At 40.2% G+C, this 25,419-nt stretch carries 32 protein-coding genes; 7 read left to right on the top strand and 25 right to left on the bottom strand.

Annotated elements, in window-relative coordinates:
* Positions 1 to 64: 64 nt before the first annotated feature.
* The 5 genes from lepA to gpr all read right to left on the bottom strand — a co-directional run bounded on the left by lepA (position 65) and on the right by gpr (position 5,220).
* Complete coding sequence (gene lepA, locus GJU41_RS18430; protein WP_070875418.1) at positions 65 to 1,891, bottom strand: translation elongation factor 4; 1,827 nt, start codon at positions 1,889 to 1,891, stop codon at positions 65 to 67.
* Between the two features lie 51 nt (positions 1,892 to 1,942).
* Positions 1,943 to 2,263: a hypothetical protein gene (locus GJU41_RS18425; RefSeq protein WP_154319241.1), complete on the bottom strand. Its 321-nt coding sequence runs from the start codon at positions 2,261 to 2,263 to the stop codon at positions 1,943 to 1,945.
* Positions 2,264 to 2,470: 207 nt separating this feature from the next.
* Positions 2,471 to 2,815 (bottom strand): YqxA family protein, encoded by a 345-nt coding sequence (locus GJU41_RS18420; RefSeq protein WP_224771472.1) that lies wholly within the window; start codon positions 2,813 to 2,815, stop codon positions 2,471 to 2,473.
* A 24-nt stretch (positions 2,816 to 2,839) separates the two neighbouring features.
* Complete coding sequence (gene spoIIP, locus GJU41_RS18415) at positions 2,840 to 4,036, bottom strand: stage II sporulation protein P (RefSeq protein ID WP_070874387.1); 1,197 nt, start codon at positions 4,034 to 4,036, stop codon at positions 2,840 to 2,842.
* Between the two features lie 65 nt (positions 4,037 to 4,101).
* A complete protein-coding gene (gene gpr / locus GJU41_RS18410) occupies positions 4,102 to 5,220 on the bottom strand; it encodes a GPR endopeptidase (RefSeq protein ID WP_070874388.1) in 1,119 nt (372 codons plus the stop codon).
* A gap of 209 nt (positions 5,221 to 5,429) precedes the next feature.
* Here gpr and rpsT point away from each other — a divergent pair, with 209 nt between their 5' ends.
* The gene (gene rpsT / locus GJU41_RS18405; protein WP_070874389.1) at positions 5,430 to 5,696 is read left to right on the top strand and encodes a 30S ribosomal protein S20; all 267 of its coding nucleotides are present in this window, start codon (positions 5,430 to 5,432) and stop codon (positions 5,694 to 5,696) included.
* A gap of 43 nt (positions 5,697 to 5,739) precedes the next feature.
* Here the strand turns inward: rpsT and holA are convergent, their stop codons facing one another.
* Positions 5,740 to 6,756 carry a DNA polymerase III subunit delta gene (gene holA, locus GJU41_RS18400; RefSeq protein WP_070874413.1) on the bottom strand — a complete coding sequence of 339 codons (1,017 nt, stop codon included), beginning with the start codon at positions 6,754 to 6,756 and terminating at the stop codon, positions 5,740 to 5,742.
* A gap of 301 nt (positions 6,757 to 7,057) precedes the next feature.
* On the opposite strand from holA, the gene GJU41_RS18395 reads away from it, so the two are divergent.
* Complete coding sequence (locus GJU41_RS18395) at positions 7,058 to 7,192, top strand: YqzM family protein (RefSeq protein WP_070874390.1); 135 nt, start codon at positions 7,058 to 7,060, stop codon at positions 7,190 to 7,192.
* Between the two features lie 49 nt (positions 7,193 to 7,241).
* Here GJU41_RS18395 and GJU41_RS18390 read toward each other — a convergent pair whose 3' ends face one another.
* The 3 genes from GJU41_RS18390 to GJU41_RS18380 form a co-directional block, all read right to left on the bottom strand.
* Positions 7,242 to 9,575 carry a DNA internalization-related competence protein ComEC/Rec2 gene (locus tag GJU41_RS18390; protein ID WP_083328029.1) on the bottom strand — a complete coding sequence of 778 codons (2,334 nt, stop codon included), beginning with the start codon at positions 9,573 to 9,575 and terminating at the stop codon, positions 7,242 to 7,244.
* A 7-nt stretch (positions 9,576 to 9,582) separates the two neighbouring features.
* Positions 9,583 to 10,131: a ComE operon protein 2 gene (locus GJU41_RS18385; RefSeq protein WP_070874391.1), complete on the bottom strand. Its 549-nt coding sequence runs from the start codon at positions 10,129 to 10,131 to the stop codon at positions 9,583 to 9,585.
* A gap of 71 nt (positions 10,132 to 10,202) precedes the next feature.
* Positions 10,203 to 10,829 carry a helix-hairpin-helix domain-containing protein gene (locus GJU41_RS18380; RefSeq protein ID WP_070874392.1) on the bottom strand — a complete coding sequence of 209 codons (627 nt, stop codon included), beginning with the start codon at positions 10,827 to 10,829 and terminating at the stop codon, positions 10,203 to 10,205.
* Between the two features lie 84 nt (positions 10,830 to 10,913).
* Between GJU41_RS18380 and comER the strand changes: the two genes are divergently transcribed.
* Entirely contained in the window at positions 10,914 to 11,738 is an 825-nt protein-coding gene (gene comER, locus GJU41_RS18375) for a late competence protein ComER (protein ID WP_070874393.1), read from the top strand.
* Positions 11,739 to 11,818: 80 nt separating this feature from the next.
* Here the strand turns inward: comER and GJU41_RS18370 are convergent, their stop codons facing one another.
* Genes GJU41_RS18370 through GJU41_RS18335 form a run of 8 tightly spaced genes read right to left on the bottom strand, consistent with a single transcriptional unit; the run spans position 11,819 to position 16,853 of the window.
* On the bottom strand, positions 11,819 to 12,562 hold the full coding sequence (locus tag GJU41_RS18370) for a class I SAM-dependent DNA methyltransferase (protein WP_070874394.1): 744 nt from the start codon (positions 12,560 to 12,562) through the stop codon (positions 11,819 to 11,821).
* Positions 12,559 to 12,915: a ribosome silencing factor gene (gene rsfS / locus GJU41_RS18365; protein ID WP_070874395.1), complete on the bottom strand. Its 357-nt coding sequence runs from the start codon at positions 12,913 to 12,915 to the stop codon at positions 12,559 to 12,561. Before rsfS ends, GJU41_RS18370 begins: the two co-directional genes overlap by 4 nt.
* Entirely contained in the window at positions 12,912 to 13,490 is a 579-nt protein-coding gene (yqeK, locus tag GJU41_RS18360) for a bis(5'-nucleosyl)-tetraphosphatase (symmetrical) YqeK (RefSeq protein ID WP_154319239.1), read from the bottom strand. The genes rsfS and yqeK overlap by 4 nt, the downstream gene beginning before the upstream one ends.
* Positions 13,480 to 14,049: a nicotinate-nucleotide adenylyltransferase gene (locus tag GJU41_RS18355; protein ID WP_154319238.1), complete on the bottom strand. Its 570-nt coding sequence runs from the start codon at positions 14,047 to 14,049 to the stop codon at positions 13,480 to 13,482. The genes yqeK and GJU41_RS18355 overlap by 11 nt, the downstream gene beginning before the upstream one ends.
* A gap of 17 nt (positions 14,050 to 14,066) precedes the next feature.
* The gene (gene yhbY / locus GJU41_RS18350; protein WP_070874398.1) at positions 14,067 to 14,360 is read right to left on the bottom strand and encodes a ribosome assembly RNA-binding protein YhbY; all 294 of its coding nucleotides are present in this window, start codon (positions 14,358 to 14,360) and stop codon (positions 14,067 to 14,069) included.
* Positions 14,354 to 15,196, bottom strand: a complete 843-nt coding sequence (aroE, locus tag GJU41_RS18345) for a shikimate dehydrogenase (protein WP_070874399.1) — start codon at positions 15,194 to 15,196, stop codon at positions 14,354 to 14,356. The genes yhbY and aroE overlap by 7 nt, the downstream gene beginning before the upstream one ends.
* 15 nt (positions 15,197 to 15,211) lie before the next feature.
* On the bottom strand, positions 15,212 to 16,315 hold the full coding sequence (gene yqeH, locus GJU41_RS18340; protein ID WP_375142541.1) for a ribosome biogenesis GTPase YqeH: 1,104 nt from the start codon (positions 16,313 to 16,315) through the stop codon (positions 15,212 to 15,214).
* Positions 16,316 to 16,322: 7 nt separating this feature from the next.
* Positions 16,323 to 16,853 (bottom strand): YqeG family HAD IIIA-type phosphatase, encoded by a 531-nt coding sequence (locus tag GJU41_RS18335; protein ID WP_083328033.1) that lies wholly within the window; start codon positions 16,851 to 16,853, stop codon positions 16,323 to 16,325.
* Positions 16,854 to 17,227: 374 nt separating this feature from the next.
* On the opposite strand from GJU41_RS18335, the gene sda reads away from it, so the two are divergent.
* On the top strand, positions 17,228 to 17,368 hold the full coding sequence (gene sda / locus GJU41_RS18330) for a sporulation histidine kinase inhibitor Sda (RefSeq protein ID WP_070874402.1): 141 nt from the start codon (positions 17,228 to 17,230) through the stop codon (positions 17,366 to 17,368).
* A gap of 26 nt (positions 17,369 to 17,394) precedes the next feature.
* On the opposite strand, the gene GJU41_RS18325 is transcribed toward sda, so the two are convergent.
* On the bottom strand, positions 17,395 to 18,177 hold the full coding sequence (locus tag GJU41_RS18325) for a phosphatidylserine decarboxylase (protein ID WP_154319237.1): 783 nt from the start codon (positions 18,175 to 18,177) through the stop codon (positions 17,395 to 17,397).
* A gap of 100 nt (positions 18,178 to 18,277) precedes the next feature.
* Between GJU41_RS18325 and pssA the strand changes: the two genes are divergently transcribed.
* Complete coding sequence (pssA, locus tag GJU41_RS18320) at positions 18,278 to 18,817, top strand: CDP-diacylglycerol--serine O-phosphatidyltransferase (RefSeq protein WP_070874404.1); 540 nt, start codon at positions 18,278 to 18,280, stop codon at positions 18,815 to 18,817.
* Positions 18,818 to 18,851: 34 nt separating this feature from the next.
* On the opposite strand, the gene GJU41_RS24735 is transcribed toward pssA, so the two are convergent.
* Positions 18,852 to 19,016 carry a hypothetical protein gene (locus tag GJU41_RS24735; RefSeq protein WP_170292836.1) on the bottom strand — a complete coding sequence of 55 codons (165 nt, stop codon included), beginning with the start codon at positions 19,014 to 19,016 and terminating at the stop codon, positions 18,852 to 18,854.
* Positions 19,017 to 19,440: 424 nt separating this feature from the next.
* Here GJU41_RS24735 and GJU41_RS18315 point away from each other — a divergent pair, with 424 nt between their 5' ends.
* Complete coding sequence (locus tag GJU41_RS18315; protein WP_133310034.1) at positions 19,441 to 19,581, top strand: YrzI family small protein; 141 nt, start codon at positions 19,441 to 19,443, stop codon at positions 19,579 to 19,581.
* 179 nt (positions 19,582 to 19,760) lie between these two features.
* On the opposite strand, the gene sigK is transcribed toward GJU41_RS18315, so the two are convergent.
* On the bottom strand, positions 19,761 to 20,489 hold the full coding sequence (gene sigK, locus GJU41_RS18310) for an RNA polymerase sporulation sigma factor SigK (protein WP_070874405.1): 729 nt from the start codon (positions 20,487 to 20,489) through the stop codon (positions 19,761 to 19,763).
* A gap of 215 nt (positions 20,490 to 20,704) precedes the next feature.
* Between sigK and GJU41_RS18305 the strand changes: the two genes are divergently transcribed.
* The gene (locus tag GJU41_RS18305) at positions 20,705 to 21,451 is read left to right on the top strand and encodes an SGNH/GDSL hydrolase family protein (protein ID WP_170292835.1); all 747 of its coding nucleotides are present in this window, start codon (positions 20,705 to 20,707) and stop codon (positions 21,449 to 21,451) included.
* 62 nt (positions 21,452 to 21,513) lie between these two features.
* Here GJU41_RS18305 and GJU41_RS18300 read toward each other — a convergent pair whose 3' ends face one another.
* The 5 genes from GJU41_RS18300 to GJU41_RS18280 form a co-directional block, all read right to left on the bottom strand.
* Complete coding sequence (locus GJU41_RS18300) at positions 21,514 to 21,753, bottom strand: YrhC family protein (protein WP_070874407.1); 240 nt, start codon at positions 21,751 to 21,753, stop codon at positions 21,514 to 21,516.
* Between the two features lie 90 nt (positions 21,754 to 21,843).
* On the bottom strand, positions 21,844 to 22,977 hold the full coding sequence (locus tag GJU41_RS18295) for a bifunctional cystathionine gamma-lyase/homocysteine desulfhydrase (protein WP_070874408.1): 1,134 nt from the start codon (positions 22,975 to 22,977) through the stop codon (positions 21,844 to 21,846).
* 1 nt (position 22,978) lies between these two features.
* Positions 22,979 to 23,902, bottom strand: a complete 924-nt coding sequence (locus GJU41_RS18290) for a PLP-dependent cysteine synthase family protein (RefSeq protein ID WP_070874409.1) — start codon at positions 23,900 to 23,902, stop codon at positions 22,979 to 22,981.
* A gap of 54 nt (positions 23,903 to 23,956) precedes the next feature.
* On the bottom strand, positions 23,957 to 24,655 hold the full coding sequence (mtnN, locus tag GJU41_RS18285) for a 5'-methylthioadenosine/S-adenosylhomocysteine nucleosidase (protein WP_070874410.1): 699 nt from the start codon (positions 24,653 to 24,655) through the stop codon (positions 23,957 to 23,959).
* 30 nt (positions 24,656 to 24,685) lie between these two features.
* Positions 24,686 to 25,327, bottom strand: a complete 642-nt coding sequence (locus tag GJU41_RS18280; protein WP_070874411.1) for a class I SAM-dependent methyltransferase — start codon at positions 25,325 to 25,327, stop codon at positions 24,686 to 24,688.
* Between the last annotated feature and the right edge of the window lie 92 nt (positions 25,328 to 25,419).

The following is a 25,419-nucleotide window of genomic DNA, read 5'->3' as shown; positions in this document are numbered from 1 at the left end:
TTGACTGCGGCAAATGTTTTTTCTTACGTTATCATAATTTGTGTTTGAATGAAAATGATTGGAATTAATTATCATCCATTTTCAGAACAGCCATGAAGGCTTCCTGAGGAACTTCTACAGAACCAACCGTTTTCATTCGTTTCTTACCTTCTTTTTGCTTCTCAAGAAGTTTCCGTTTACGGGAGATGTCTCCTCCGTAGCATTTGGCAAGGACGTTTTTGCGCATTGCTTTGATTGTCGAACGCGCAACCACTTTTTGTCCTATTGCCGCCTGAATCGGCACTTCGAATTGCTGGCGCGGAATCAGTTCTTTTAATTTCTCTACAATGATTTTACCGCGGTCATAGGCTGAATCTCTGTGAACGATAAATGACAGGGCATCAATTTTCTCATTGTTGAGCAGGATATCCATTTTCACAAGCTGGGACGTTTTATAGCCGATCAGCTCGTAGTCAAATGACGCATACCCTTTTGTGTTTGATTTTAATTGGTCAAAGAAATCATAAACGATTTCCGATAATGGAAGTTCGTAAACAATGCTGACTCTGTTTTCGTCCAAATATTGCATATCGACAAAGTTGCCGCGTTTATTCTGGCAAAGCTCCATGACAGCACCGACATAATCGTTTGGAACCATTACGGTCGCTTTCACATATGGCTCTTCAATCCGGTCAATCTTTTGAGGGTCAGGAAGATTGGATGGGTTATCAATCCGGACTTCGCTGCCATCTGTCAAAAAGACATTATAAATTACACTAGGTGCAGTTGTAATTAAATCAATTTTAAATTCACGTTCAATCCGTTCCTGGATAATTTCCATATGCAGAAGTCCAAGGAATCCGCAGCGGAAACCAAAGCCAAGAGCCTGAGACGTTTCCGGTTCATATTGAAGCGCCGAATCATTCAGCTCCAATCTTTCTAAAGCCTCGCGCAGATCATTGTATCTTGCCGTATCAATTGGATACAGGCCGCAATACACCATCGGATTTAATTTACGGTAGCCAGGAAGCGCCTCGGTTGCACCATTTTTAGCGTCCGTAATCGTATCACCTACTCTTGTATCGCCAACATTTTTAATGGCAGCTGTTAAGAATCCTACATCACCTACATTTAATTCATCAAGCAATAGAGCTTTAGGTGTAAATACACCGACCTCTGTTACTTCAAATTCCTTGCCCGTTGCCATCATCTTGATTTTTTGTCCGACTTTAACCGTTCCCTCTACCACTCGAATGTATGCTACAACACCGCGGTATGCGTCATATAAGGAGTCAAAGATAAGCGCTTTAAGCGGTGCATCAGGATCACCTTGAGGAGCAGGCACTTTTTCAACAACCTGTTCCAATATTTCTTCAATTCCGATGCCAGCTTTAGCTGAAGCAAGGACAGCTTCTGAAGCATCAAGACCGATTACATCTTCAATTTCCTGGCGGACACGTTCAGGATCAGCGCTTGGAAGGTCTATCTTGTTGATAATCGGAAGAATTTCCAGATCATTATCAAGAGCCAAGTAAACATTCGCAAGGGTTTGAGCTTCAATTCCCTGAGCAGCATCAACAACCAGTACAGCTCCTTCACATGCAGCCAGACTGCGGGAAACCTCGTATGTAAAATCGACATGTCCCGGTGTATCAATCAAATGGAAAATATATTCTTCTCCATCTTTTGCTTTATATCTTAATTGAACGGCATTTAATTTAATCGTTATTCCGCGTTCTCTCTCAAGATCCATTGAGTCAAGAAGCTGATTTTTCATTTCTCTTTGTGTTAACGCTGACGTTTTTTCCAGAATTCTGTCCGCAAGCGTTGACTTCCCATGATCAATATGGGCAATAATCGAGAAATTGCGTATCTTGGATTGTCTATTTAATTTATCTTCTTTATTCTTCATAATCGTTCTATCACTCCTACTAAACTGGCCAATGCACTAAATTTGATTATATCAATAGGGGAAGTAACATTCAACACCGAAAAGCGGAACCGGCCGTTTAGCTCTGACAGACAGATAAGGATCAGCCAGTAAAGGCGCTTTTTGCCTTTGCTGGATGAGCCGTTCTGGCCGAAGAGTTGGGCGGTGGAGCTGGACATCACCGAAAAGCGGAACTGCCCGTTTAGCTCTGACAGACAGATAAGGATCAGCCAGTAAAGGCGCTTTTTGCCTTTGCTGGATGAGCCGTTCTGGCCGAAGAGTTGGGCGGTGGAGCTGGACATCACCGAAAAGCGGAACCGACTGTTCAGGCCCGACAGACAGATAAGAATTCACCCGAAAAGTCCGGGTCCCGCCTTTTTGGGGGAATTTGTTCTGGCCGAGGGACTAGGCGGTGGAGCTGGACATCACGAAAAGCGGAGCCGTTCTGGCTGAGATAGTTGGCGGTTTACAAAGTAAGTAAAATGCCTTCCATACGGTCAAAGCAGAACAAAAAGAGGAAAGCCTCCAATCCGCTTCCCTCCATCCTATTCAATCTTCGGTTTATTGAAACAGGCTTTCAACCAGCCCTGCCAAAAAAGTAATAAAGCCAGTTATGACTGCACTTGCCAGCGAGGCAAATTTTTTTCCCAGCTGTGAAAAGAAATTGAATGCCTCCATTTCCTCAAGCTTTTCCTGTTTTTCTTCGAGACTATGGCTGACGCCTAATACGGAAGCTTCCAGTTCTCCTGATGAATCATTTTTCACTTCAAAAGCGCTGCTCAAATTCGGGTCATCGTATCCTTTCATTTTTACAAGACCCTGATTGGCCTGCTGCATGCCAAACAGAACACCAAGCAGCAATATCGAGCATAGGACAAAGCACTTTAGCATGAATTTCATCATCATACTTCCCTCTAATCTGAATTTATCTTATTTTTTCTCAGGAGCTGCAGCATTTACTTTTTCAGCCTGCCAGTAATACTCACTGAAAATATCTGCAACTGCATCTGCTGTGCGATTAAGTTCCTCAAGGTTGTTATCGATGCCGCCGAATTCAATCAACATCGCATTTTCTGTAAGATCCTGATTATACAGGCTGTTTGAACCTGGAGAATCTTTAAGGAACACACCTCTGCTCAGCCCCGGGTATTTTGCTTCAATTTTTTTATGAAGCTCGGATGCCAGTTGTTTATTTTTATCATGAAGAGGATTCTTCCCCCCTATGACAAATGCAACCTTTGCATATTTCTTCCCGTTAATATCTGCGGTTGTTATTTTATAAGGCTGTGAATCACGGTGTATATCAATCACATACTGAATCTCTTTATTTCCCGCCATTGCTGTTTCAACTGTCGGCCGGGACATGGTATAGGCTTTTGTAAAAGACCATCCTTTTTCATTCAGTTTCTTCATGAAATTGGTTTTATCTACGTTTGTTCCGATCCCTTTATCTTCTAGTGCTTTTCCGAGTCTGTCTCCTACGAGTGTTACGTTTGCTTCGGAATGATAAGCGCTGTTTGCATTTTTTACATTCTTTAGCATAGGCAAATAGGATTCTGTTGTATGTGTATGGTAAATGTAAACCACTTTCCGTTCTCCCGTTGTAGCAATCGGCGGTGTTTTTGACTGATCCGGCTGATCATCCGCACCTTCCAAGTCAGCGATTGATGCTTCCCGCTCCTCTAAAAGCACCTCTGTCGGCGGCGGGGATTCAATTGGCATTGTTGTATAATCTGTTCCTTCTCCCGCAACTACAATTTCGCTGTCAAAAAGGGTAAATCCAGGGAGCTCCCTTCCCAGCAGACTGCGGGGATCTTCCGGATTGATGCTTGTTGCCGCTTTGAAAAATAGAGATGAAACACTTGGCGGTTTAGCCTCTTCAGGCAGATCCTGAACAAAATAACGATTTTCAAAACCAAGCAGATGAATAAAAGAATTGCCTGTTATGTTATTTGTTAATTCATTAATTGATTTTGAAGTGATTCTATACTCAGGCTTTAGGGAAGTCAGCGCGCCTGAAAGTAAAAATACGAGCATAAACCCGATAAAGCCGAGTGCAAATCCTTTTTTCAAGCTTGTCCCATTCAAAGTTACTATTATTCCGCGATTAGTTCGAGAATGCTTCATCTTCTTCCTCCTTCAAAGCTTGCCTGCTTAACTATATGCACAAGCCGGAGAAAGTAGACTGATTTTTAATGGGTATATGACCTCGCGTTGCTGCTGTCCACCTGCTGATGAAGTGCCTCGTTCAGCCCATTCGCTACAACTGTTGCCATGTCTTCAATAAAGGTGTCAACTTCCTTTGGAGTCACCATCAGATTATGTCCAAGCGGAGAGAGGACTTCGTGTATCAGTCTTCTTTTTTCTTCATCTTCAAGAGTTCCAATGATTCCAAGGAATTGCTGTCTATGTTCATCTGAAGGAAGATCTTCATCGGAGAGCACTCTCTTTTCTCCAAATGACATCCCTGCCGGAGTGAGCGACTTAGAAGGACGGTCTCCTTCCTTCATCTCTCTTCCGAAGTGCTTTAAGATAAAATCAATCGTATCGCTTGTGATTGAAACAGCATCGACCACTGTCGGAATGCCTAGTGCAATAACAGGAATGCCTAGTGTGTCCATGCTTAACTCTTTGCGTTTATTTCCTACGCCAGATCCAGGATGAATTCCTGTGTCTGAAATTTGAATCGTTGTATTTACACGCTCAATCGATCTTGCAGCCAGAGCATCAATAGCAATGACAAAATCCGGATTGCTTTTTTCAATAATGCCGGTAATAATATCGCTTGTTTCAATTCCTGTAATCCCCATTACCCCAGGTGATATCGCGCTTACTGGTCTAAAGCCTTCCTGAACATTTTCAGGCTGAAGCTGAAATAAATGACGTGTAACAAGAAGGTTTTCTACAACGCGGGGGCCAAGCGAATCTGGTGTCACATTCCAGTTGCCCAGCCCCACTACAAGACAGCTTGCATCCTTTGGAATCTTCAATCCATCCATAAAACTGCTGAATTCTTTTGCGAAAACGTCAACAACCTGATTTTGCAAGGCTGTATCTTTTTGGCGAATTCCCTGTACTTCAAGGGTCAAGTAATTTCCCGGCTTCTTTCCGGTAAGCTCTGCTCCCTTCTCGGTAATTTGAAGAGATGTTATTTTCACTCCATTATCATCCCGCTCTTTAACAATTACGCCTTCAATCTCGGGTGATTTCTTTTCGGGCTCAGGCGTTTTTGTTTCAGCTGCCAAATCACGTGCTTCAATGGCTAAATCTGTTCGGACTGAATACATACTTAAATCTAAAGGTTCTTTCAATGTCATAACCTCCTGGCTGCATAGTCTTTCTTAATCTGTATTTTTGCCTTAATTTCCAGCTTTCATTCTTGACAGTCATAAGCCGTGATAATTTCCTTTACAATTATATTGCAATCTATATGCCCGTTTGATAAAATATCACTTGTTCTTATTATTGATGAAAATGTCGAGTATAATAGATCTCGAATGCTTTTTAGGAGGTGAAACGAATGCCAAACATCAAATCTGCAATCAAACGCACAAAAACTAACGCTGAGCGCAATGCACACAATGTAACAATCAAATCTGCTATGCGTACTGCTATTAAAAGAGTAGAAGCTCTAGTTGTTAACAACGATGCTGACAATGCAAAAGCTGCACTAGCTGTAGCTTCTAAAAGAATTGACAAAGCTGCTCAAAGTGGTCTAATCCACAAAAATGCTGCTGCTCGTTACAAATCTCGTTTAACGAAATCTGTAAACGGTCTTTCAGCATAATAAAAAAATCCTCTTCCCGAGAAGAGGATTTTTTTTATGGGCTTTATTTGAACAATCGGAGCAAAAATAGTTCAACGGCGAGTCTTTTATCCATTTTGCCGGTTTTCATGTCATAATCTGCGTCACCCAGCTGATTCATAATCGATGTAAGTTCCTGAGTTTGAAAAAGCTGCGCCTGCTGCATGGCAAGTTTAACCCGGAATGGATGCACCTTAAGATTCCCTGCCATTTGCTGCTGTCCGTATCCCAGAACAGACAGCTCTTTCACTTGAAGAAGCAATCTGAATTGATTAATCAGCAAGGATAAAATCTTTATTGGTTCCTCGTTTGCTTTCAGCAGATCATAAAAAATCTGCATGGCACGAGTCCGGTCTTTGCGGATAACCTTTTCAATCAACTCAAAAATATTTTGCTCAAGTGTTCTTGAAACAAGAGAAGAAACAATGTCTTCCGTTATTATTCCGCCTTCACCCGCATATGTACTCAGCTTTTTTATTTCTTGTGAAATGGCCATTAAATTTCCGGCTGTCAGCAAATATAGCTGATCTCTTGCTGAGTCTTGAAGTGCAATGGCATTTGCATCTGCCAGTTCCTTCATCCACTTTTTTGTTTCATGCTCAGAAAATCCATTCATTTCAACAGCTTCAGTCATTTTTTTTACAGCTTTAGTGATTTTTTTTCGTTCATCCAGCTTTTCGTAAGGTGCTACAATAACCAAAATGGTGTAGGGAGCAGGACTTTTCAAATACTCCTCTAATTTTTCAATGCGGTGTTCTATCTTTTCTTTCTTCTTTTCACTTGTTAAAAAGTGAGGATTCTTAAGAATAACCACTCTTTTTTCACCTAAGAAAGGAAGTGTTTCTGCATCTTCTATGGCAGATTCCAATGCTGTCTCAGACAGGTCATACTGAGCAAGATTAAAATCCATTTCAGACGGATCCAAAGCAGCTTCAATAATCAGCTGCACGGTTTCCTGAATAAGATAAGATTCCTTTCCAAGAAGCAGGTAAGCAGGCTTCAGCTGTTTATTTTTTAAATCTTTCCAGACGTTTGATATCATTTTATCACCCAGTTTCAATCATTCTTTTCTAATCCTATCGGTCCCCTGCCTGTTTAGCAAGTACGGATTTTGTAAATGGGCAAAATGAACAGGGAACAGGCTAAGCCGGTTCCCCTATATATAAACGCCACCGCCCATGCCCCAGGATACATGTGCAGGTAAGCGATCGATATGTTGTAATTATTTTTCACACGCGGATGGGTTTCTATAGGTGTAAAGTGTTGTCAAAACCCATATTGGAAAATGATAGATTTTTTGTATGATTTGGCTTATACTATAAGGCATATAGGAGGGGTAAATTGTGAATGAATTTGAAAAGAATGTTCAAAGCAAACGCAACGATGCAGTAGACTCGGGAGTAGGATTTATCGTTTCATTTGGCTTTTTTGCCACTATTTTCGTATTAGCGACAGTTATTAAGTTAATCGGTTCATGACAACCCTTACATAGAGACTGCAGAGCAGTCTCTTTTTTATTTTCATCAATCATTTATCTGATACGCTATCGTATGGAGGCTGCACGGAAAACGTTCCACTGTCACCGTGAAATTTATACGTAATCGAACCATCCCTTTTTGTTTGAAGATCTGATACATCATATTTCTTCAATAGCTGAAGGACTTCATCATGAGGATGGTTATACCGGTTGTTCTCACCTGCTGAAATGAAAGCAAACTCCGGCTGAAGCTGCTTTAAAAACGATTCGGATGTAGAACCTTTGCTTCCATGATGACCAACCTTTAATACGTCGGTTTTTAGTCCTTTATATTTTTCAAGGATACGCTTTTCTCCTTCGTGTTCTAAATCACCCGTAAACAGCCACTTCAATCCTCCAATCTTTGCAAATATAACTAGTGAATCGTCATTTTCACTCTCTGATAACGCGATTGGAGATAAAATGTGCAATTTGAAAAAATGGTCAGATACAGCGTCACCGCTTTTCAAAACGGAAACCTCCGTCCCTGTACTTTTCGCTTTATCGATAATTTCCTGCTCAAATTTCCCTCTTAAAAAACCATATGGCACGATCAGCTCTAAGACACGTATTTCATTAAGAAGATCGATGACCTCCCCGGCGTGGTCTGCATCTCCATGAGTCAGTATCAGTTTATCCAGGGTTCTTTTGCCTTTTGATTTTAAAAAAGGAATAAGTGTATCTTCAGCAATTGAATAAGAGCTGCTTTTTTCTTTCCATTTTTCCTGATTAAATGTCAGCATACCGCCAGTATCGATTAAGTATGTCCCTTGATTATGCGGTGCAGAGAGGTAAATAGAATCACCCTGTCCAACATCAAGCATCACGATCTCACCCGTTTGAACAAAATACTCCGATTCGTGCTGATAAAAAAGCAGAAGCACCAGAAATGAAACGAAAAGCCTCATTTCTTTCAATCGATGGGATTTCTCATATGCAATAAATGCCTGACATAAAAACAATGTAAATAGAAACAAAAAGAAAAAAGATGGTTTGCCAAATAGAAGCATAAATGAAGGAAATCTGTTAATAAACAGCACAAAATCATTGCTGATTTGCAGCACAAGATCCGTGAAAACGATCAGAAATGATCCTAATGGGGGAAAAATAATCATCGCAAGCACTGAGATAAGTGATAAAGGAAGAATCACTACGGAGTAAAAAGGCACAAACAGAAGATTCATCGGCAGACTTAACAGGGAGATTTGATAAAAATTGTACAAAATGACCGGAAGGGATGCGAGCTGGGCAACTGATGATACCGCAACCAGCTGATAAAAGCGGTAAGGCATTTTTGAAAATGCCCTGGCTGACAGAATAAGGGCCATACTCACTGAAAAGGATAATTGAAAGCCGACATTAAATAAATAATATGGATCTGCAAAAAGCAAAAAAAGAAACGCAACGGAAATAACATCAATTGTGGAGAGCTGCAGCTTCAATTGTTTTGATGCAAGATAAAGCATGCTCATCCCTGCAGCCCTGAGGACGGAAGGCGCCCCTCCAGCAATTATGCAATAAACCGGCAATGAGAGGATTAAAAGAAGTTTCGTTTTTTCATGAGTCATTCCTGACCTGATCAAGATAAAGTAGAGCCCGGAAACTAAAATACCGACATGAAGACCAGAGATCGCAAGTAAATGAACGATGCCAAGCTCCTGATATGCCTTATTTATATCTTCGGAAATATTAGTACGCTCCCCGTAAAGAAGTGCTTGCACAATTCCCCGGGATTCCTCCGGAAATACCTTAGAAATAAACAGAATGCCATCTTGTCTGAATTCTTTCAGTTTTTCAGACAGCGTTTGATTTTCTTTCCTGCATTGGTCAATTGAATCGGCCTTAAGAATCCAATGAATCCGATTGTTTTTAAGGTAATCCGCGTAATCAAATGCATTTGGGTTGGTTGCATGTTTAGGAGGCTTTAATTCCCCTTTAAAAGTACAAATTGTGCTGAGCTGCAATAGCCTGTACCTGTTTTTCTCTTCCTCTGAACTGAAATAGTATACGGCACTTATTTTTTCTTGATTAACATTTATAACACCCTTCATTTGATTGCCGTCTATTTGAGGAAACTCAGCGAATTCGCCCTGAATGGTTATTTTGCCCTTATTAAACCTTGATGCATTGCTTTTTTCTACTGCATAGAAATGAAATATGAAGAGAATAAAAATGGCCATACAGCCAATCAGCAAAGTCGATTTTTTGCGAAAAAGAAGATAGGCGCAAAAAAGAAGAAAGGTGAAGGAGGATATCGGATGGAATGGAAATTTTGCAGCAGCAACGGCTAAACCGGCTGCTGCCGCAAAATAGATGAGCTTTCCTTGATAGCTTATTTTAGACATGCTGAAATTATACGTTGCTTTTGAACAGCTTATTTGCTTTTTCTAAAAGCAAGTTGCGTTCTTCGTCATCATTTATCTTTTCAAGCAGTTCGTCGATGAATTTTCTCTGTTCAAAAGCAAAAGGGTCTGCATTCGCCTCAACCTGCTCTACATGAACGCCAGCTTGTTCAAATAACTCCGCTGCATACGGATGATTTTTGTAGCTTTCCGCAAAATAGACCTTTTTGATGCCGCTTTGAATAAGGGCTTTGCAGCATTGCAGACAAGGAAAATGTGTCACATATATTTCTGCGCCTGCGGTCGGCACGCCAAATTTAGCACATTGCAGCAGAGCATTCATTTCTGCATGAATGGTCCTGACACAGTGATTATCGATGACATAGCATCCCTCATCAATGCAATGAACGCCTCCTGCAATTGAACCGTTATATCCTCCGGCAATAATGCGCTTGTCCCTGACAATTGTAGCTCCTACTGCAAGGCGAGTACATGTGCTTCTTAAAGCAAGCAGATGACTTTGCGCCATAAAATACTGATTCCAGGAAATTCTGTTCATGTTATCCCCCATTTGTTGAAGTAGCTGTAGCTCTTCCTTTAGTGTATCGATAGTAGGAAAAGCCCGTCAATTCATTTTACTGAAATACTGTCTTTTAATTTTTCGAACGATTTTTCCCCAATTCCTGAAACGTTCATAAGATCCTCTATCGTTTTGAAACCGCCCGCTTCTTCCCGGTATGAAAGAATTGCTTCTGCCTTTGCAGGGCCTATCCCTGTAAGCGTCTGAAGATCCTCTGCTGTTGCTTTATTAAGATTGACTTTCTGCTCTCCAGCATCAGCTGCTGCTGCAGGCTGCTGAACTAGATCTTCTGCGGTCTCACCCTGTTTTGGAATATAGACAACCATTCCATCCTCAAGGAGCGCTGCAAGATTGATTTGAATGGCATCCGCGGCATTCGTTAAGCCTCCTGCTTTTTCTATCACATGATGTAACCTTTCTCCGGTCTTCATTTCATATACACCAGGCTTTTGAACTTCGCCTTTCACATCAACAATGACTGTCTGTTCTGCTTCAATCACTTCTGAATCACGCTCTTCTTTTAAAACCTGCTCTCCGGTTAATAAAGCAGCTTCATCTTCGTTCATTTGAGGGTTTTGTTCTGCCGGTATTGAATTTTGGTACGTTTGATGCAGAAAAATAGCTGCCGCAATTCCAATCACACCAACTAAATATTTATATTTTTTTAGAAATTCCATGCATTGCTCCTTCATGTGATTCATATTTTTTCATCTTTTTTCATAAAGTGTAGGAGAAAGTATGTTAAAGGAGGGGATGAAACATTGAACGCAGGCTTTATTGGAACAGGGAATATGGGGAAAATATTAATTGAAGCGTTTATTGAATCGAATGCACTTAAGCCCTCAGCCATTCATATTACAAATCGAACGTTTGAGAAAGCGGCAAATCTTAAAAAAGAGTATCCAAAAATAAACTTGTATTTAACACCTGAAGAAATCGCTCGGCAAACTGAGCTTATTTTTATATGTGTGAAGCCGCTTGACATTCACCCCCTTTTAGTAAAATTATCACCCTATTTACGAAAAGATCAGTGCATCATCTCTATAACAAGCCCAATTAATGTTGAGCAGCTTCAATCTATAGTTAATTGCCAGGTCGCCCGTGCCATTCCAAGCATAACAAACCGGGCCCTATCAGGTGTGTCGCTGCTTACTTATGGAAACTGCAGCCCATCTATGCGGAAGTCAATTGAAGAATTATTTCAGGCCATTTCAAATCCTTTTACAATCGACGATCACATCACAAGAGTTTCATCCGATATCGTGAGCTGCGGTCCGGCATTTTTCAGCTATCTTCTTCAAAGATTTATTGATGCCGCAGTCAGAGAGACAGAAATTACAAAACATCAGGCGGTTCAATTGACGAGTGAAATGGTCATCGGTCTTGGAAAGCTGCTGGAGAGCGAACTGTATACACTTCCAACATTGCAGGAGAAGGTGTGCGTAAAAGGCGGCGTAACTGGCGAAGGCATAAGTGTAATGGAAGCAGAAATCGGGGAGGTGTTTGAGCACTTATTTCAGAGAACTCACAGGAAATACAATGAGGACCTAAGAGAGGTAAAAGAACAATTCGAAAGATATGAGTGATATAGTAGGATTTCTCCATCCATTTCTATTTTCCTTCCGGCCTATAAAAAAAAACCATCGAAAAATATATTCGATGGTTTTTATTTCTTTGCAGCGACAAAAAAGATTCTCTCAGAATGAGATTCAGGAGGCTGATTTTTAAAATCTGCCGTTATCTCGAGTAAAGAAAAACCTGCTTGTTTAATCATCTCTTCATATTGATTTACAGAGTAAGTTCTTTGGGTATGATATTCATCAAATCTCTCATACATTGAACCCCGCTTTACAAAGAAGGACAAATCGTGTTCAATGCTGTCCGGTGCATCTCCAATAAAGCTGTTCCAAATATAACTAACTTCATCGTTATTATCTGCAAATGTAGCTTCATTGAATATTTCATGTATTTTATATAAGGAATGCACATCAAAAACAAGGATCCCCCCCGGAGCAAGCTGGTCAAATGCAGCATTTAATGCCGCATGAACATCTTCTTCTGTGTCCAGGTAATTAAGAGAATCACAGCAGATAAAAATGCCGTCAAACAATTGGCCAAGCTCACTCGGCAATCTCATATCATGCTGAAAAAATGGAATGCTTAATCCTTCGGCTGCCGTTTTCTGAAAGGCAATAGACAGCATTTCTTCGCTGATGTCCATCCCTGTAACTTGATATCCTTTTTGTTTCAGCCTGATGGAAATTTCTCCAGTGCCGCAGCCTAAATCAAGGACATTGGTTCCGCCATTTCCAAACTTGGCCATCCTTTCATGAAGGAACTCTGTCCAGAGGGTATAAGGAGCCTCTTTCATCAGTTCATCATAAATCTCGGCAAACCCTTTATAAATCATTGTGAAAGGACTTTCTCCAGATTTTCAGATGGAGCATCTCCCCAAAGTTTTTCAAGCTTGTAATAGTTTCGCTCATCTTTATGGAAGACGTGTGCAACAACATCACCCATGTCAATCAGCACCCAGCGTGCTTCATCAAATCCTTCCAGGCGCTTTACCTCAATGCCGTTTTGTCCCGCCTGATCTTTCATCTCTCTTGCAATTGCCTGTACTTGTTTATCTGAATTTCCGTGACAAATTAAGAAGTAATCTGCGATTAATGAGATTCCTTCCATTTTCAGAGCTACGATATCTTCTCCTCTTTTGTCATCTGCTGCTTTTGCTACAATTGCCAACGTTTCTTTACCAGTCAATATAATGTTCCTCCTTTTTCTTCAAAAACCAAAAAATTGTAAGATTGCAGAGTCTCTGGATAGATTGCCTGATTTTTTTTCAGCAAAAATAAAATCGTATTTTTCATCGACACAATCAGTGCTTTATTTAAATCATTCTTTGCAAGCTCTCTTACTTCATCTGCACCCGGAAAGATTCTTCCAGGTTCAATATAATCTGCAACATAAATAACTTTATCAAGCAAAGTCATATTTTCTCTTCCAGATGTATGGTACCGGATTGCATCCAAAACCTCTGCATCATTTATGCCTGCTTCTTTTTCAACAAGATAAGCACCTACTGGAGCATGCCATAATTCCGGACTGTGAATTAACAATTCCTTAGTCATATTCTGCTCGATAATGATTTGTTTCATCTCATCGTTGCTGCGGAACTTTGCATAATCGTGAAAAATGGCTGCTGTCTCAGCTTTTTTCACATCTGCTCCATATTGTTTTGCAAGTGCAATTGCCGTTTCCATTACCCCGATTGTATGCTCATATCTGTGATCTGTTAAATGATCCTTCACTAAAGCTAATGCTTTTTCACGTTCCATATAAGTGATTCTCCTCAATATAGCCTCTCACTTCATCCGGCAGTAAATAATCTGTTGAACGGCCAAGTCTTATCCGTTCTCTAAGCATAGTAGAAGATACTTCAAAAAGTGGCGCATCGACTTCAATGACTGGATATTCTGTATCTGATTCAAAGCCTGCACGTTTAACGCCTACAAATTGAACTAGTTCAATCAGCTGATCAATTTTATGCCATTTAGGCAGAAATTCAATCATGTCTGCTCCAATAATAAAGTAAAACGTGCAGTCTGGAAATTGGTTTTTCAGCAAAATAATTGTATCGTAGGTGTACGAAGGGCCATTTCTCTCAAATTCAATGCTCTGAACCTTAAATCCTGGCCGCTTTTCTGTACATAGCTGAAGCATGTGTAGCCTGTGTATGCTGTCCGTTGTGTCATCGCTGTCCTTATGGGGCGGATTTTGGTTTGGCATAAACCAAATTTCATGAAGATGAAGAGAATGCAATACTTCACTTGCCATTAATAAATGTCCAAAATGAGGAGGATCAAATGTGCCTCCAAATATTCCGATTTTCCTCATCTTCGCAACCTCTCCATTTATCTAGGCAGTTTAAGCTGTTTATTTTCTTTTGATTCTTTATATAACACGATCGTGTTGCCGATTACTTGAACAAGCTCGGCTTTTGCTCCTTTTGACAGTGCTGCTGCTACTGAATCGCGATCCTCTTCACAGTTCTGAAGAATACTGACCTTGATCAATTCTCTGACTTCAAGTACATCAGCAATCTGCTGGATCATATTTTCATTTACCCCGCCTTTGCCCACTTGGAAAATCGGGTTTAAATGATGTGCTTCTGAACGTAAAAAACGTTTTTGTTTACCAGTTAACATGTAAATCCTCCTAATTGTTCGTAAACTAATTTACTCATTCTTGCTGTATTCGGCTTTTCACCGGTCCATATTTCAAAGGAAAGAGCTGCCTGATGGACAAACATTCCAACTCCATTCAAGGTTTGGGCTCCGGCCATTTCCGCTTCCTTTAATAGAGCTGTCTTCACCGGATTGTAGACGATGTCACTCACAATCGAGCCTTTTTTTAGATTTGTCAGCTCAAATGGCTTCTGTTCAGTATTCGGGTGCATCCCGATCGCAGTTGTCTGAATGATGACATCATAGTCTGAAAGTCTCTGTTCTGACTCGCTCAGTGAGAGAACCCTACCGGCACTTGGTGCAGGACATACATTCATAAGCTGTTCTGCTTTGGCAAGTGTCCTATTGGCAAGATCGATTCTTTCGCAGCCTTCTGCAGCAAGAGTGAAATAAATCGCTCTTGCAGCCCCTCCGGCGCCAATAATTAAATACCTCTGCTCGTGCAGAGGTTTGTTCAAAAGATGTTTTAAAGACTGCAGATAACCCTGCCCATCTGTATTATACCCAATAAGACAGCCATCTTTATTAAGGACCGTATTAACCGCTCCCAGCAATTCAGCACTTTTATCAAGCTTGTCTAAATACGGGATTATGGAAACCTTATGCGGAATGGTCACATTAAAGCCGGCTATTCCTAAAGCCTTCATTCCTGCTATCGCAGTCTGCAAATCATCTTTTTCAACATGAAATGCATGATAGGAAGCTTTTAGCTCTTTTTGCAAAAAAGCATCATTGTGTATAAGCGGTGACATGGAATGCCCGACAGGACAGCCAATCAGTCCATATACTCTATTCATGAAAGTCTCTCCCAATCAGATTAATGATGGTCTCAATGTAACATTTACACCTTTTGGGGCATATGCTGTTACTTTCTTATTTCCTTCGTTTACAGTAACCCATCCAAGTCCTGAGAAAACAATATCTGTTTTATCTTCTTTGATTGTAAATTCATGCGCAGTAAGTTCAGGGAATTCTTCCAATTGCTCCATGCGCGGAGGCGTAAGCATATCACCTGCGTGTCTTTTGTACAGTTCATCTGCGTTTTCCTGTTTTGTCCGGTGGATATTCAGTTCGGAAGGAACGTAGCAAGTCAGAGAAGTTCTTCCGCCGCTTAAATAATCCAGGCGCGCAAGGCCGCCGAAGAATAAGGTCTGCATTTCATTTAATTGAAAAACCTTTGGCTTGACTTCCTTCTTTGGAGACAAGAGCTTGAGGTCGTTTTTATCTACGAAATGGGCCATTTGATGATGATTAATGATTCCTGGTGTATCATACAATGATGATCCGTCATCAAGGGGAATCTCAATTAGATCAAGAGTCGTACCAGGGAAGTGGGAAGTCGTAATAACGTCTTTTTCTCCCGATACCTCTTTAATAATCCGGTTAATAAAAGTAGACTTTCCAACATTCGTGCAGCCCACTACATAAACATCCTGACCATCGCGGTATTGCTCAATCGCATCCGTTACTTCAGGAATGCCCTGACCTCTTGCAGAACTGATCAGAAAAACATCAACAGGATTCAATCCAAATTCCTTCGCTTCACGCTTCATCCAGTTGATTAATTTTTGTTTCTTAACGGATTTTGGCAGTATATCCGCTTTATTTCCGACAAGCAATATCGGATTTCCTCCAACAAAACGCTGAAGACCATTCAGCCAGCTTCCGTTGAAATCAAAAATATCAACGATTTTCACAACAAGAGCATTTGTATCGCCGATCCCATGAAGGATTTTCAAGAAATCTTCATCAGTTAAGGACACATCTTGTATTTCATTGTAGTTTTTTAAGCGGAAGCACCTTTGGCAAATAATCACTTCTTTTTGCAGTGCACTCTCAGGCGCATAACCAAGCTCGTCCGGATTTTCCGTTTGAATCTTTACGCCGCAGCCAATGCAGACAAATTGTTCTTCTATCACTAGATTAATCCTCCCATTGAATTAAGCCTTTTCTTTTAAGAGCAGCTAAAATTCTGCGTTCAATTTTACGGTTCAGTCTTGTTACAAGACCGTCTGTAGAAGCAACAGGCACAACTAAAATGGTATGAAAACCATTGCGGTTTCCTCCGAGTACGTCTGTTAAAAGCTGATCACCAATGACAACTACGTCCTTTTTTTCAAGGTTCATATTCTTTACAGCCCGTCTGAATGCTTTTCCCATAGGCTTTCTTGCTTTATAGATAAATGGAATGTTAAGCGGATCTGAAAATGATTTCACCCGTTTTTCTACATTATTAGAAACAATGGTCACGGCGATTCCATGATCTTTTACATCTTTAAACCATTCAATCAGCTTTGGTGTAGCGCTTGGACGGTCCCACTCTACAAGGGTATTATCCAGGTCAGTAATAATCCCCTTTACTCCCCGCTCTTTGAGAACCATAGGAGAAATTTCAAAGATATTTTTTACATATTCACCGGGCAGAAATAGATTTAACATATATAAACACCTCATCGAACATTTTTTGGCCAAATTACATCATATCTGATTTTGCACGTTCTTTCAAAAGAAACTTGACATCTGCGGAAAGCAACTGCAAGTATTCAATATATTTTTCGACAAAATTTGTAAAAAATCAACACCTGTGGATAAGCTTATGCACATTATACACTCATATAAATTCCTCTGATTTAGAAATTATAAACAAGATATTAACAGCTTATCCACCATCTTCTGTGGATAAGAGAACGATTGTTCTATTTTTTAATTCGTGTTAGATTTAATTTACTAGCAGAAAATAACATATTAGTATATGCATGGTGTTGATATATAGAACCTTTACCTTATCCATAATTGGAGGTGCAAGCCGGAAATTTCGGCGAAAAGAGATGCGAAAACTATCTGATGAACTATTGATTGAATCGTATTTTAAAGCAACAGAGATGAATTTAAGCGAAGATTTTATTGAATTGATCGAAAAGGAAATTAAACGCCGATCTCTGACTCACGTTTTAAAAGCATCCAGTTAGCTTTTAAAGCGTGATGTCCTCTCTTTTCATTTTTTCACTGTCAATACCTCTCCTGCTTTCACTTCCTTCTGCAGAACGACTGAATCTGCAAAATCAGTCTTTTGTTTCTCAAACAGCAGAACAACTGTAGACCCAAAAGAAAAATAAGCCAGTTCTTCCCCTTTTCGAACCTTTTCATTAGCATGAGTTAATTGGATGGTATTTATAAACATCGCACCAACTTTTACAACTGCAATATGATTTTGATCTTCTTCTTTAATTTCTGTTATCGTCCGGAAATTCTTTGACAGCGGTGATTTTCCGTACATTAAGCCCCAGCTGTTAACAGGATAGGATGTGTTCCCAAGCTCATACTGTCTGGCAACCGTTCCTGAAGCCGGGCTGTGGATGCGGTGGTAATGACTTGGACTTAAATACAGAACAATAAACGAACCATTTATATATTTCTCTGCTAAAGCAGAATCTCCAAGCATATCATTAATGGAATAAGGCTGATTTTTGACAATAATGGCATCACCTGAAGAAATAGTGCCAAATTGTTCTATGACAGCATCAACTGGACTTATAATATGATTTGGGTTACCATCAAACGTTCTGGCATCTTTTTTTAATTCGCGAATAAAAAAATCATGCAGAGACGGATAGGCATCGATCTGCTTTTCTGTTTCATTAACGTTGACTTGATAAATCTTCGCATAGGACGGAATAATAAAACGGCTTCGTGAAGATTTGGCAAATTTCATGATATACTTTGAAACAGGAAGAGAATTTGTTAGTTCAATTAGATTTTGGTACAGTTTTTTTCTCAATTTGATCCTCCAAAAAAAATTACTTTACTACATTGATTTTCATGCATAGAATGAAAGTAGGCCTATTTGGTCATTTATGCAATTATAAGGAAGTGCAATTATGTTTTTAATAAGTTACGTAGATGCAACAGTAAAAAAAATAAAAGCAAATACAGCTAACCTGCTGACGCTCGTTAATCTCGGCCTGGGCGGTTTTGCAATTCTATATACAATAAATGATGTCTTAAAACTAAGCCTATTGCTTATATTTCTCGCAGCCCTTGCTGACAGGTTCGATGGAATGGTTGCCAGGAAGTTTAATATTGAATCAGAACTAGGAAAACAATTGGATTCAATGAGTGATATTATATCATTTGGAGTAGCCCCTGCACTACTTCTTTATAAAGGAATTCTTTTTGAATTAGGTGCCCCGGGCGCATTTTTCACGGTTTTATATATTGGATGCGGCGCTTTCAGACTGGCAAGGTTTAATATCTCTGACAACTGCGGTTTCTTTAATGGTCTTCCAATTACTGCAGCTGGCTGTATTCTGACTTTAAGCTATCTTTGGAAAGATTTTATGCCTGCATATAATTACATTTTTTTGATGATGATTTTATCATTCTGTATGATCGCATCATTCAAAATACGAAAAATGTAAAAAACACCTCATGGAATGAGGTGTTTTTTTATGGCTACTTGCAGTAATTATTGTAGTAATAGCCTCCTCCAAGAACAAGGAGAAGAATGAGCAGAACTACAATAAAGGCATACCAGTAGCCAAAGCCGGCGTATGGTGCATAAGGGTATGGGTACGGATATGGAGCAGGCGGTCCATAAAACGGTGCACACGATCGCATTTTGAGAGACCTCCTTTATCTGACTGTACTGATAAAATATGTGTCACGCACCTCCTTTGTATAGGCAGGTGCCGGCCATCCGGGTTGTTAATATGTACAATTACCTTTTTTTGAAAAAAATGTGCCTAATTTGTGAAAAAAGGGTTTACAATATCATCTATCGTGGATATAATTACCATTGTAATCAAATTTATGAAAAGGGAGGTCGAATCAAATGTTGATCAATCAATTAAAAATGAATCAATTAAATATGTCTCTATTCGGCCGAACTGGTGTACAATCTTAATTTAGTATTGTCCATACCGCCACAGGTTGAGTAGTATCTGCCTGTGGCGTTTTTATGCTCATTTTCATAAGAACGTTTCACGCCACAGGTATGTCCTGTGGCGTTTTTTTATGGAAATCAGTTAAAGGAGGTGATAGTATGACCATCCACTTATTGTTTGTTACTTTAACCATCAAACGAAAGCAAAAATCAATCGATCAAGTGCTGCATGAAGAACAAGTTTACCAATCTTATGAAGCCATGATGAACAAATGCTTTCAAATGTACAACGGCAACTAATCTATTTTTTCACCACAACCATAATTAGAAAGGAGAGAGTTAAAATGATGATTCAAATGGTTTTAAGAATGCACCTCAATGTGGAGAAGGATACTGCATAGGCGAACCATCCATACGGCTGCCGCATCTTTCATTTTCAAAAGAAAAAAGCGAAGAAACCTCACAGGTTCTTCGCTTTTTTATCCTTTGCTTTTTTGCTGGTTTTTCTTTTCTTTTTCTGCCCGGTAAAATTCATGAAACATCTTCATTAAGGCCCTTTTTTCAATTCTTGAAACATAGCTCCTTGAGATTCCAAGCTCCTTCGCAATCTCACGCTGTGTTTTCTCCTTTTGCAGATCAAGCCCAAACCTTCCGACAATCACTTCTTTCTCACGTTCATCAAGAATATCAATGAATTCCTTCACTTTTTCAAGCTCCATATTCAGCTGAATGGTATCAATGACATCTTCAGATTCAGACTTTAAGACGTCAATCAGGCTTATCTCGTTCCCTTCTTTATCCTGTCCGATAGGATCATGCAGGGAAACATCTTTCTTTGTTTTCTTCAGTGCCCTGAGGTGCATGAGAATTTCATTTTCAATACACCTGGCAGCATAAGTCGCAAGTTTTGTGCCTTTTCCTTCTGAGTAGCTTTCAATTGCTTTTATCAGGCCAATGGTTCCGATCGAAATAAGATCCTCTGAGTCCTCGCCGGTGTTTTCAAATTTCTTGACAATATGTGCTACAAGCCGCAAATTATGCTCAATCAGCATATTGCGGGCATGTTCATCCCCTGTCGCCATAAGCCTGAGATACTTCTTTTCATCATTTGCTGACAAAGGCTGCGGGAAGGCATTGTTTTTGACATATGACACTAGAAAGACTAATTCCTTCAATAAGTACCCTAAAGCTGCTAAAACCCCTGACATTGACCCACCTCCACGTACAGAATGTAGGCTTTAGCCTATAAAACATTTGTATGTATTGGGGTGCATGTTTGTGTCTGTACTAAGAAAGATTGTACGGAATAATCCTCGATTTTATTTATGAATAAAACGCATACATTGTGACACTTTTGAAAACCCTATTGATTCTTCCATATTTTTGATCAATAATGGATTTTAGTGATTTTGGAGGTGCTTTTTTGAAAAAGTATTTATCTCTTGCCGCTTTTCTGTTGATTTTGATTTTAGTGAGCTGCGGAAATCGTTCAGAAAGATATACAATTGTGGCATTTGGCGACAGCAATACGCGGGGCGCCAATTGGACCATCCGCAATTATCAGGATACAGACAAATGGGTGAATTTGATAAAATCTACATTGCCTGTTAATGACGGGCAGGCTTTTATCCATAATGCCGGAGTTGGCGGTGAAACCACGGAGGATGCAAGGAAACGCTTTAAGCGCGATGTACTGAAAATGGATCCTGATTTGGTCTTCATTATGTTTGGAACAAATGATGCAGTCATTTTGCCGAATGGAAAACCTAAAGTAGACCGGGCCCGTTTTAAAGAAAATCTGCTTTACTATGTACGTGAAGTAAGAAATGCAGGAGGCACACCTGTCTTAATGACCTGTTTGCCTATTGTAGAAGGAAATGGAAATGATAAACTCTATTACACCCGCTATCCTAAGAAGCTTTATGCTCATACTGACGGAGCCAGAAACTGGCATAACTCATACAACGATATTACCCGCGAAGTCGCATTTAAAAATGATATTACGCTAATAGATAACTGGACAAATATGGTGAAGTTTGCCGGAGGGGATTCAGATGAAGCGTTATTAAAATCAGGAATCATTGATCCATCAGGCAATCATATGACACCGCAGGGAGCAGAACTTATTTATTTATCTATCCTTGAAAGCAAAGTACTTGGTCCAAAGTAAAAGAACCCATCCTAAAGCTGGAATGGGTTCTTCTTTTTATATAAAATTATAAACACTCTTTTTTAAGCGTCTTCCTGCTCATCTAATCGTTTCTTATATGTGATGGAGCGTTTAATGCAGTAAAAGGATGCAGCCAAGAAGACAGCAGTTGTACCCATCATCACATATTCTTTTATGGGAGTGGGCTCTTGCCCCTCTGCAGGAATCAGCATGCCGATATATAAAAAGACACTGACTGCAAGCAGCACGAATGCGTATCTCTTGTAATCTGTCATTAGGTGCTTCACATCTTTTTTATTCATCTTAGTATCACCTGCCATAAATGCGTCTCTAATAAAACGATAACATATACCAGCGGTGATTTATGCATGTAAATTCCGGCAAAAGAGGAATTAGTTTAAAGCATTTTTTAAGTCTTCAATCAAATCCTCTGAATCTTCAATACCGACAGATATTCTTACTAAACCATCTGTTATGCCAAGCTCCATCCGGCGTTCTGCAGGAATCGAAGCATGCGTCATTTTTGCAGGAACAGAAATTAAACTCTCAACAGCACCTAAGCTTTCAGCTAATGTAAAATACTTCACTTTTGACAGGACTTCTTCTGCTTTCTCTTCGCTTCCTACATCAAATGAAACCATTCCGCCGAAACCTGCTGCCTGTTTTTTGGCAATATCATGGTTTGGATGATCAGCAAGACCTGGATAAAACACCTTCTCAACGGCTGGATGCTGAACAAGGAAATCAACTATCGCAGCAGTATTTCTTTCATGTGCCTCCATGCGCAGTGCAAGGGTCTTAATTCCGCGAATGAGCAGCCACGAATCTTGCGGCCCCAGCACTCCTCCAGTGGAGTTTTGGACAAAGTGAAGCTGTTCAGCCAGCTCCTCAGAATTAACAACTACAAGCCCGCCTACAACATCACTGTGTCCGCCGATGTATTTTGTTGCACTATGAAGAACTATATCCGCTCCCATCAAAAGAGGAGTCTGCCAATACGGAGTGCTGAATGTATTGTCTACAATCGTAAGCAGTCCGTGTTTTTTAGCAAGGGAAGCAGCAGCTTCTACGTCCGTAATTTTAAGCAGCGGATTTGTCGGAGTTTCAATGAAGAGCGCTCTTGTATTTTCTTTAACCGCTGATTCAATGTTTGATAGATCGCTTGTATCAACAAAAGTAGAATCAATGCCAAGACGGTTTAACACTTTTGTCATAACACGGTATGTTCCCCCGTAAACATCATCTGTTAAAATAACATGATCTCCGCTGCCTAAAAGCATCATAACTCCTGTTATGGCAGCCATGCCTGAACCAAATGCAAAGCCTGCGTGCCCTTCTTCAAGGTCCTTAATCAGCTCTTCTAAAGCATGCCTTGTTGGATTGCCTGTTCTGGAGTACTCAAATCCTTTATGGTTGCCGACTCCATCTTGTTTGTATGTGCTGACTTGATAGATTGGCGTCGATACGGCTCCTGTATGAGGATCACCGACAATACCGCCGTGAATCATCTTTGTTTTGCGTTTCATTCTAAATTCCTCCCTCATAGATTTTTTTACTTAAATAACGTTCACTGCTGTCAGCGAAAATGGTGACGATATTCGTTCCCGGTTCAGCATTTTCCGCTTCTGACAGTGCTGCATGAAGCGCTGCTCCCGCTGAGCTTCCGACCAGCAGACCTTCTTTTAAAGCAAGTTCTTTTACACGGTCAAATGCGTCTTTATCTAAAACGGTATGAATACTATTAAAATATGACTCGTCCATATAACCCGGCAGGAATTCCATGCCGATGCCTTCTGTTTTATGCGGTCCTGATTCACCGCCATTTAAGATGGAGCCCTCTGGCTCAACTATGACTGTCTTGATCTTTGCATTCTTTTCTTTTAGATATTGAGCGGTGCCCATAAACGTGCCGCCAGTCCCCGCTCCGGCCACAAAAACATCGATGCGTCCATCCAGCTGCTCCCAAAGCTCTGGACCGAGCGTTTTGTAATAGGTAAGAGGGTTTGCAGGATTTGCAAATTGCTGCGGACAATAAGAATCAGGAATCTCTTTCAGCAGTTCCTGCGCTTTTTTAATAGCTCCTTTTATCCCTTCACTCGTGGGTGTACCGACTACCTTTGCACCCAGAGCTCTCATAATATCCTGCTTTTCCATGCTGAATTTCTCCGGAACGCACACGACAACATTGACCTTGCGGCTTATCGCAGCAAGAGCAAGACCGATTCCGGTATTGCCTGCTGTTGGCTCAATAATGGTTCCGCCCTCTTTTACTTTGCCGGTTTTAATTGCTTCATCTATTAATTCGACTCCAAGACGGTCTTTAATGCTGCCGCCAGGGTTAAAAAATTCAAGTTTTGCAAAAAGGCGCACTCCTGCAGGCAGTTCAAATTGTGTAATCTCCATCAGCGGTGTATGCCCAATAAGTTCTTCAATGCCCTTTACAACTTTCATGTTGTTCACTCCCAAGAATTTAAAAAAAGGGATCAAAGATGTGATCCCTGTCTATTAGCTTTTTAACGCACTCACAATACTTAAAACAAGCTGCGCAGAGTTCTTCGCTGCAGTATCTAAATACTGCTCAAAAGATACATCCGATTCTTTGCCCGCAATATCAGACAACGATCTGATAATGACAAATGGGACACCAAATTGATGCGATACCTGAGCAATAGCGGCTGCTTCCATTTCTACTGCATAAAGGCTGTCAAATTTTGTACGGATGTATGCCACTCTTTCAGGGTCATTCATAAATGAGTCACCAGTCGCAATCAGTCCTTTTACCACTTGAATGCCTGTTTGACCTTCTGCTTGTTCTAATGCGATTTCAACCAGCTTTGGATCCGGCAAAAAGGCTGGCGGCATTCCCGGCACCTGCCCGTATTCGTAATTGAATGCTGTAACATCAACATCATGGTGTCTCACTTCAGATGAAATGACAACATCCCCGACGTTTAATGATTGATGGAAACCGCCTGCTGATCCTGTATTAATGACATAATCAGGCTTAAATCGGTCAAGCAGAATCGTTGTGCTCACTGCTGCGTTTACTTTTCCGATTCCCGATTTTAATAATATCACTTCAATTCCTTTATATGTTCCTGTTGTAAATTCACTGCCTGCAATTGTTTCAGAAGAAGGATTTTCAAGCTGTTCTCTTAGTATTGAAACTTCCTCTTCCATTGCTCCGATAATTGCTGCTTTCATTATTTAGTCAAATCCTTTCCAAAAGGCGAATTATTGTTTCACTGCTTCCATTAACCAGACAAATTCATTCATTTGTGTGAAGGTAACCTCAAAAGAGTTGCTTTCAAAAATAAGGCGCATGACAGAATGTGTTGTGTAATATTCTGTTTCAAGGTCATTTGCCAGGTTTAAGAAATGCTGCTTTTTTGATTTTTCGATCATGGCCATATATGCCTTCTGATCGGTAAAAACAGTGTCAGCAAACACTATTTTACCACCTTTTTTAAGAAGACTGCCATAGATTCGGACAGCTTTCTCTTTTTCATCATCTGTCAGATGATGAAAAGCATACGTGCTTACAATTGTTTCAATTTGTTCTTCAGGAACAGGAAATGTCAGAAAATCTCCATCGCTGATTTGAACCGCGCTGCCAAGCTTTTCTGCAGCCTTTTCACGCATTGTTTTCGAAGGTTCAATTCCATATACTTTTTTCCCTTTATTTAAAAGCTCATTCGTTAAATTCCCGGTGCCGACACCAAATTCAAGAACCGTTTTCCCAGACAGCTGAGTGACAGCCTTAAGAATGTAATCATAGCCTGCAAAAACTTCTTTGTATTCTTCATCATGTCCACCGACAGTTGAATCATACGAATGTGCCCAATCCTCAAATAACTCTACAAATTCTCTCCCCATTTATGCCACTCTCCATTAGATGCTTTAAAATTAATAATTCCTATCTGTATACTATGAATTAAAAAATGAACTGTTCTTAATTTACCATAATC

It is taken from the genome of Metabacillus idriensis, from assembly GCF_009674765.1.
Lineage (GTDB): Bacteria > Bacillota > Bacilli > Bacillales > Bacillaceae > Bacillus_P > Bacillus_P idriensis.
Note: the sequence above shows the minus strand (reverse complement) of the source record. Positions and strands in the feature narration are given on the sequence as shown.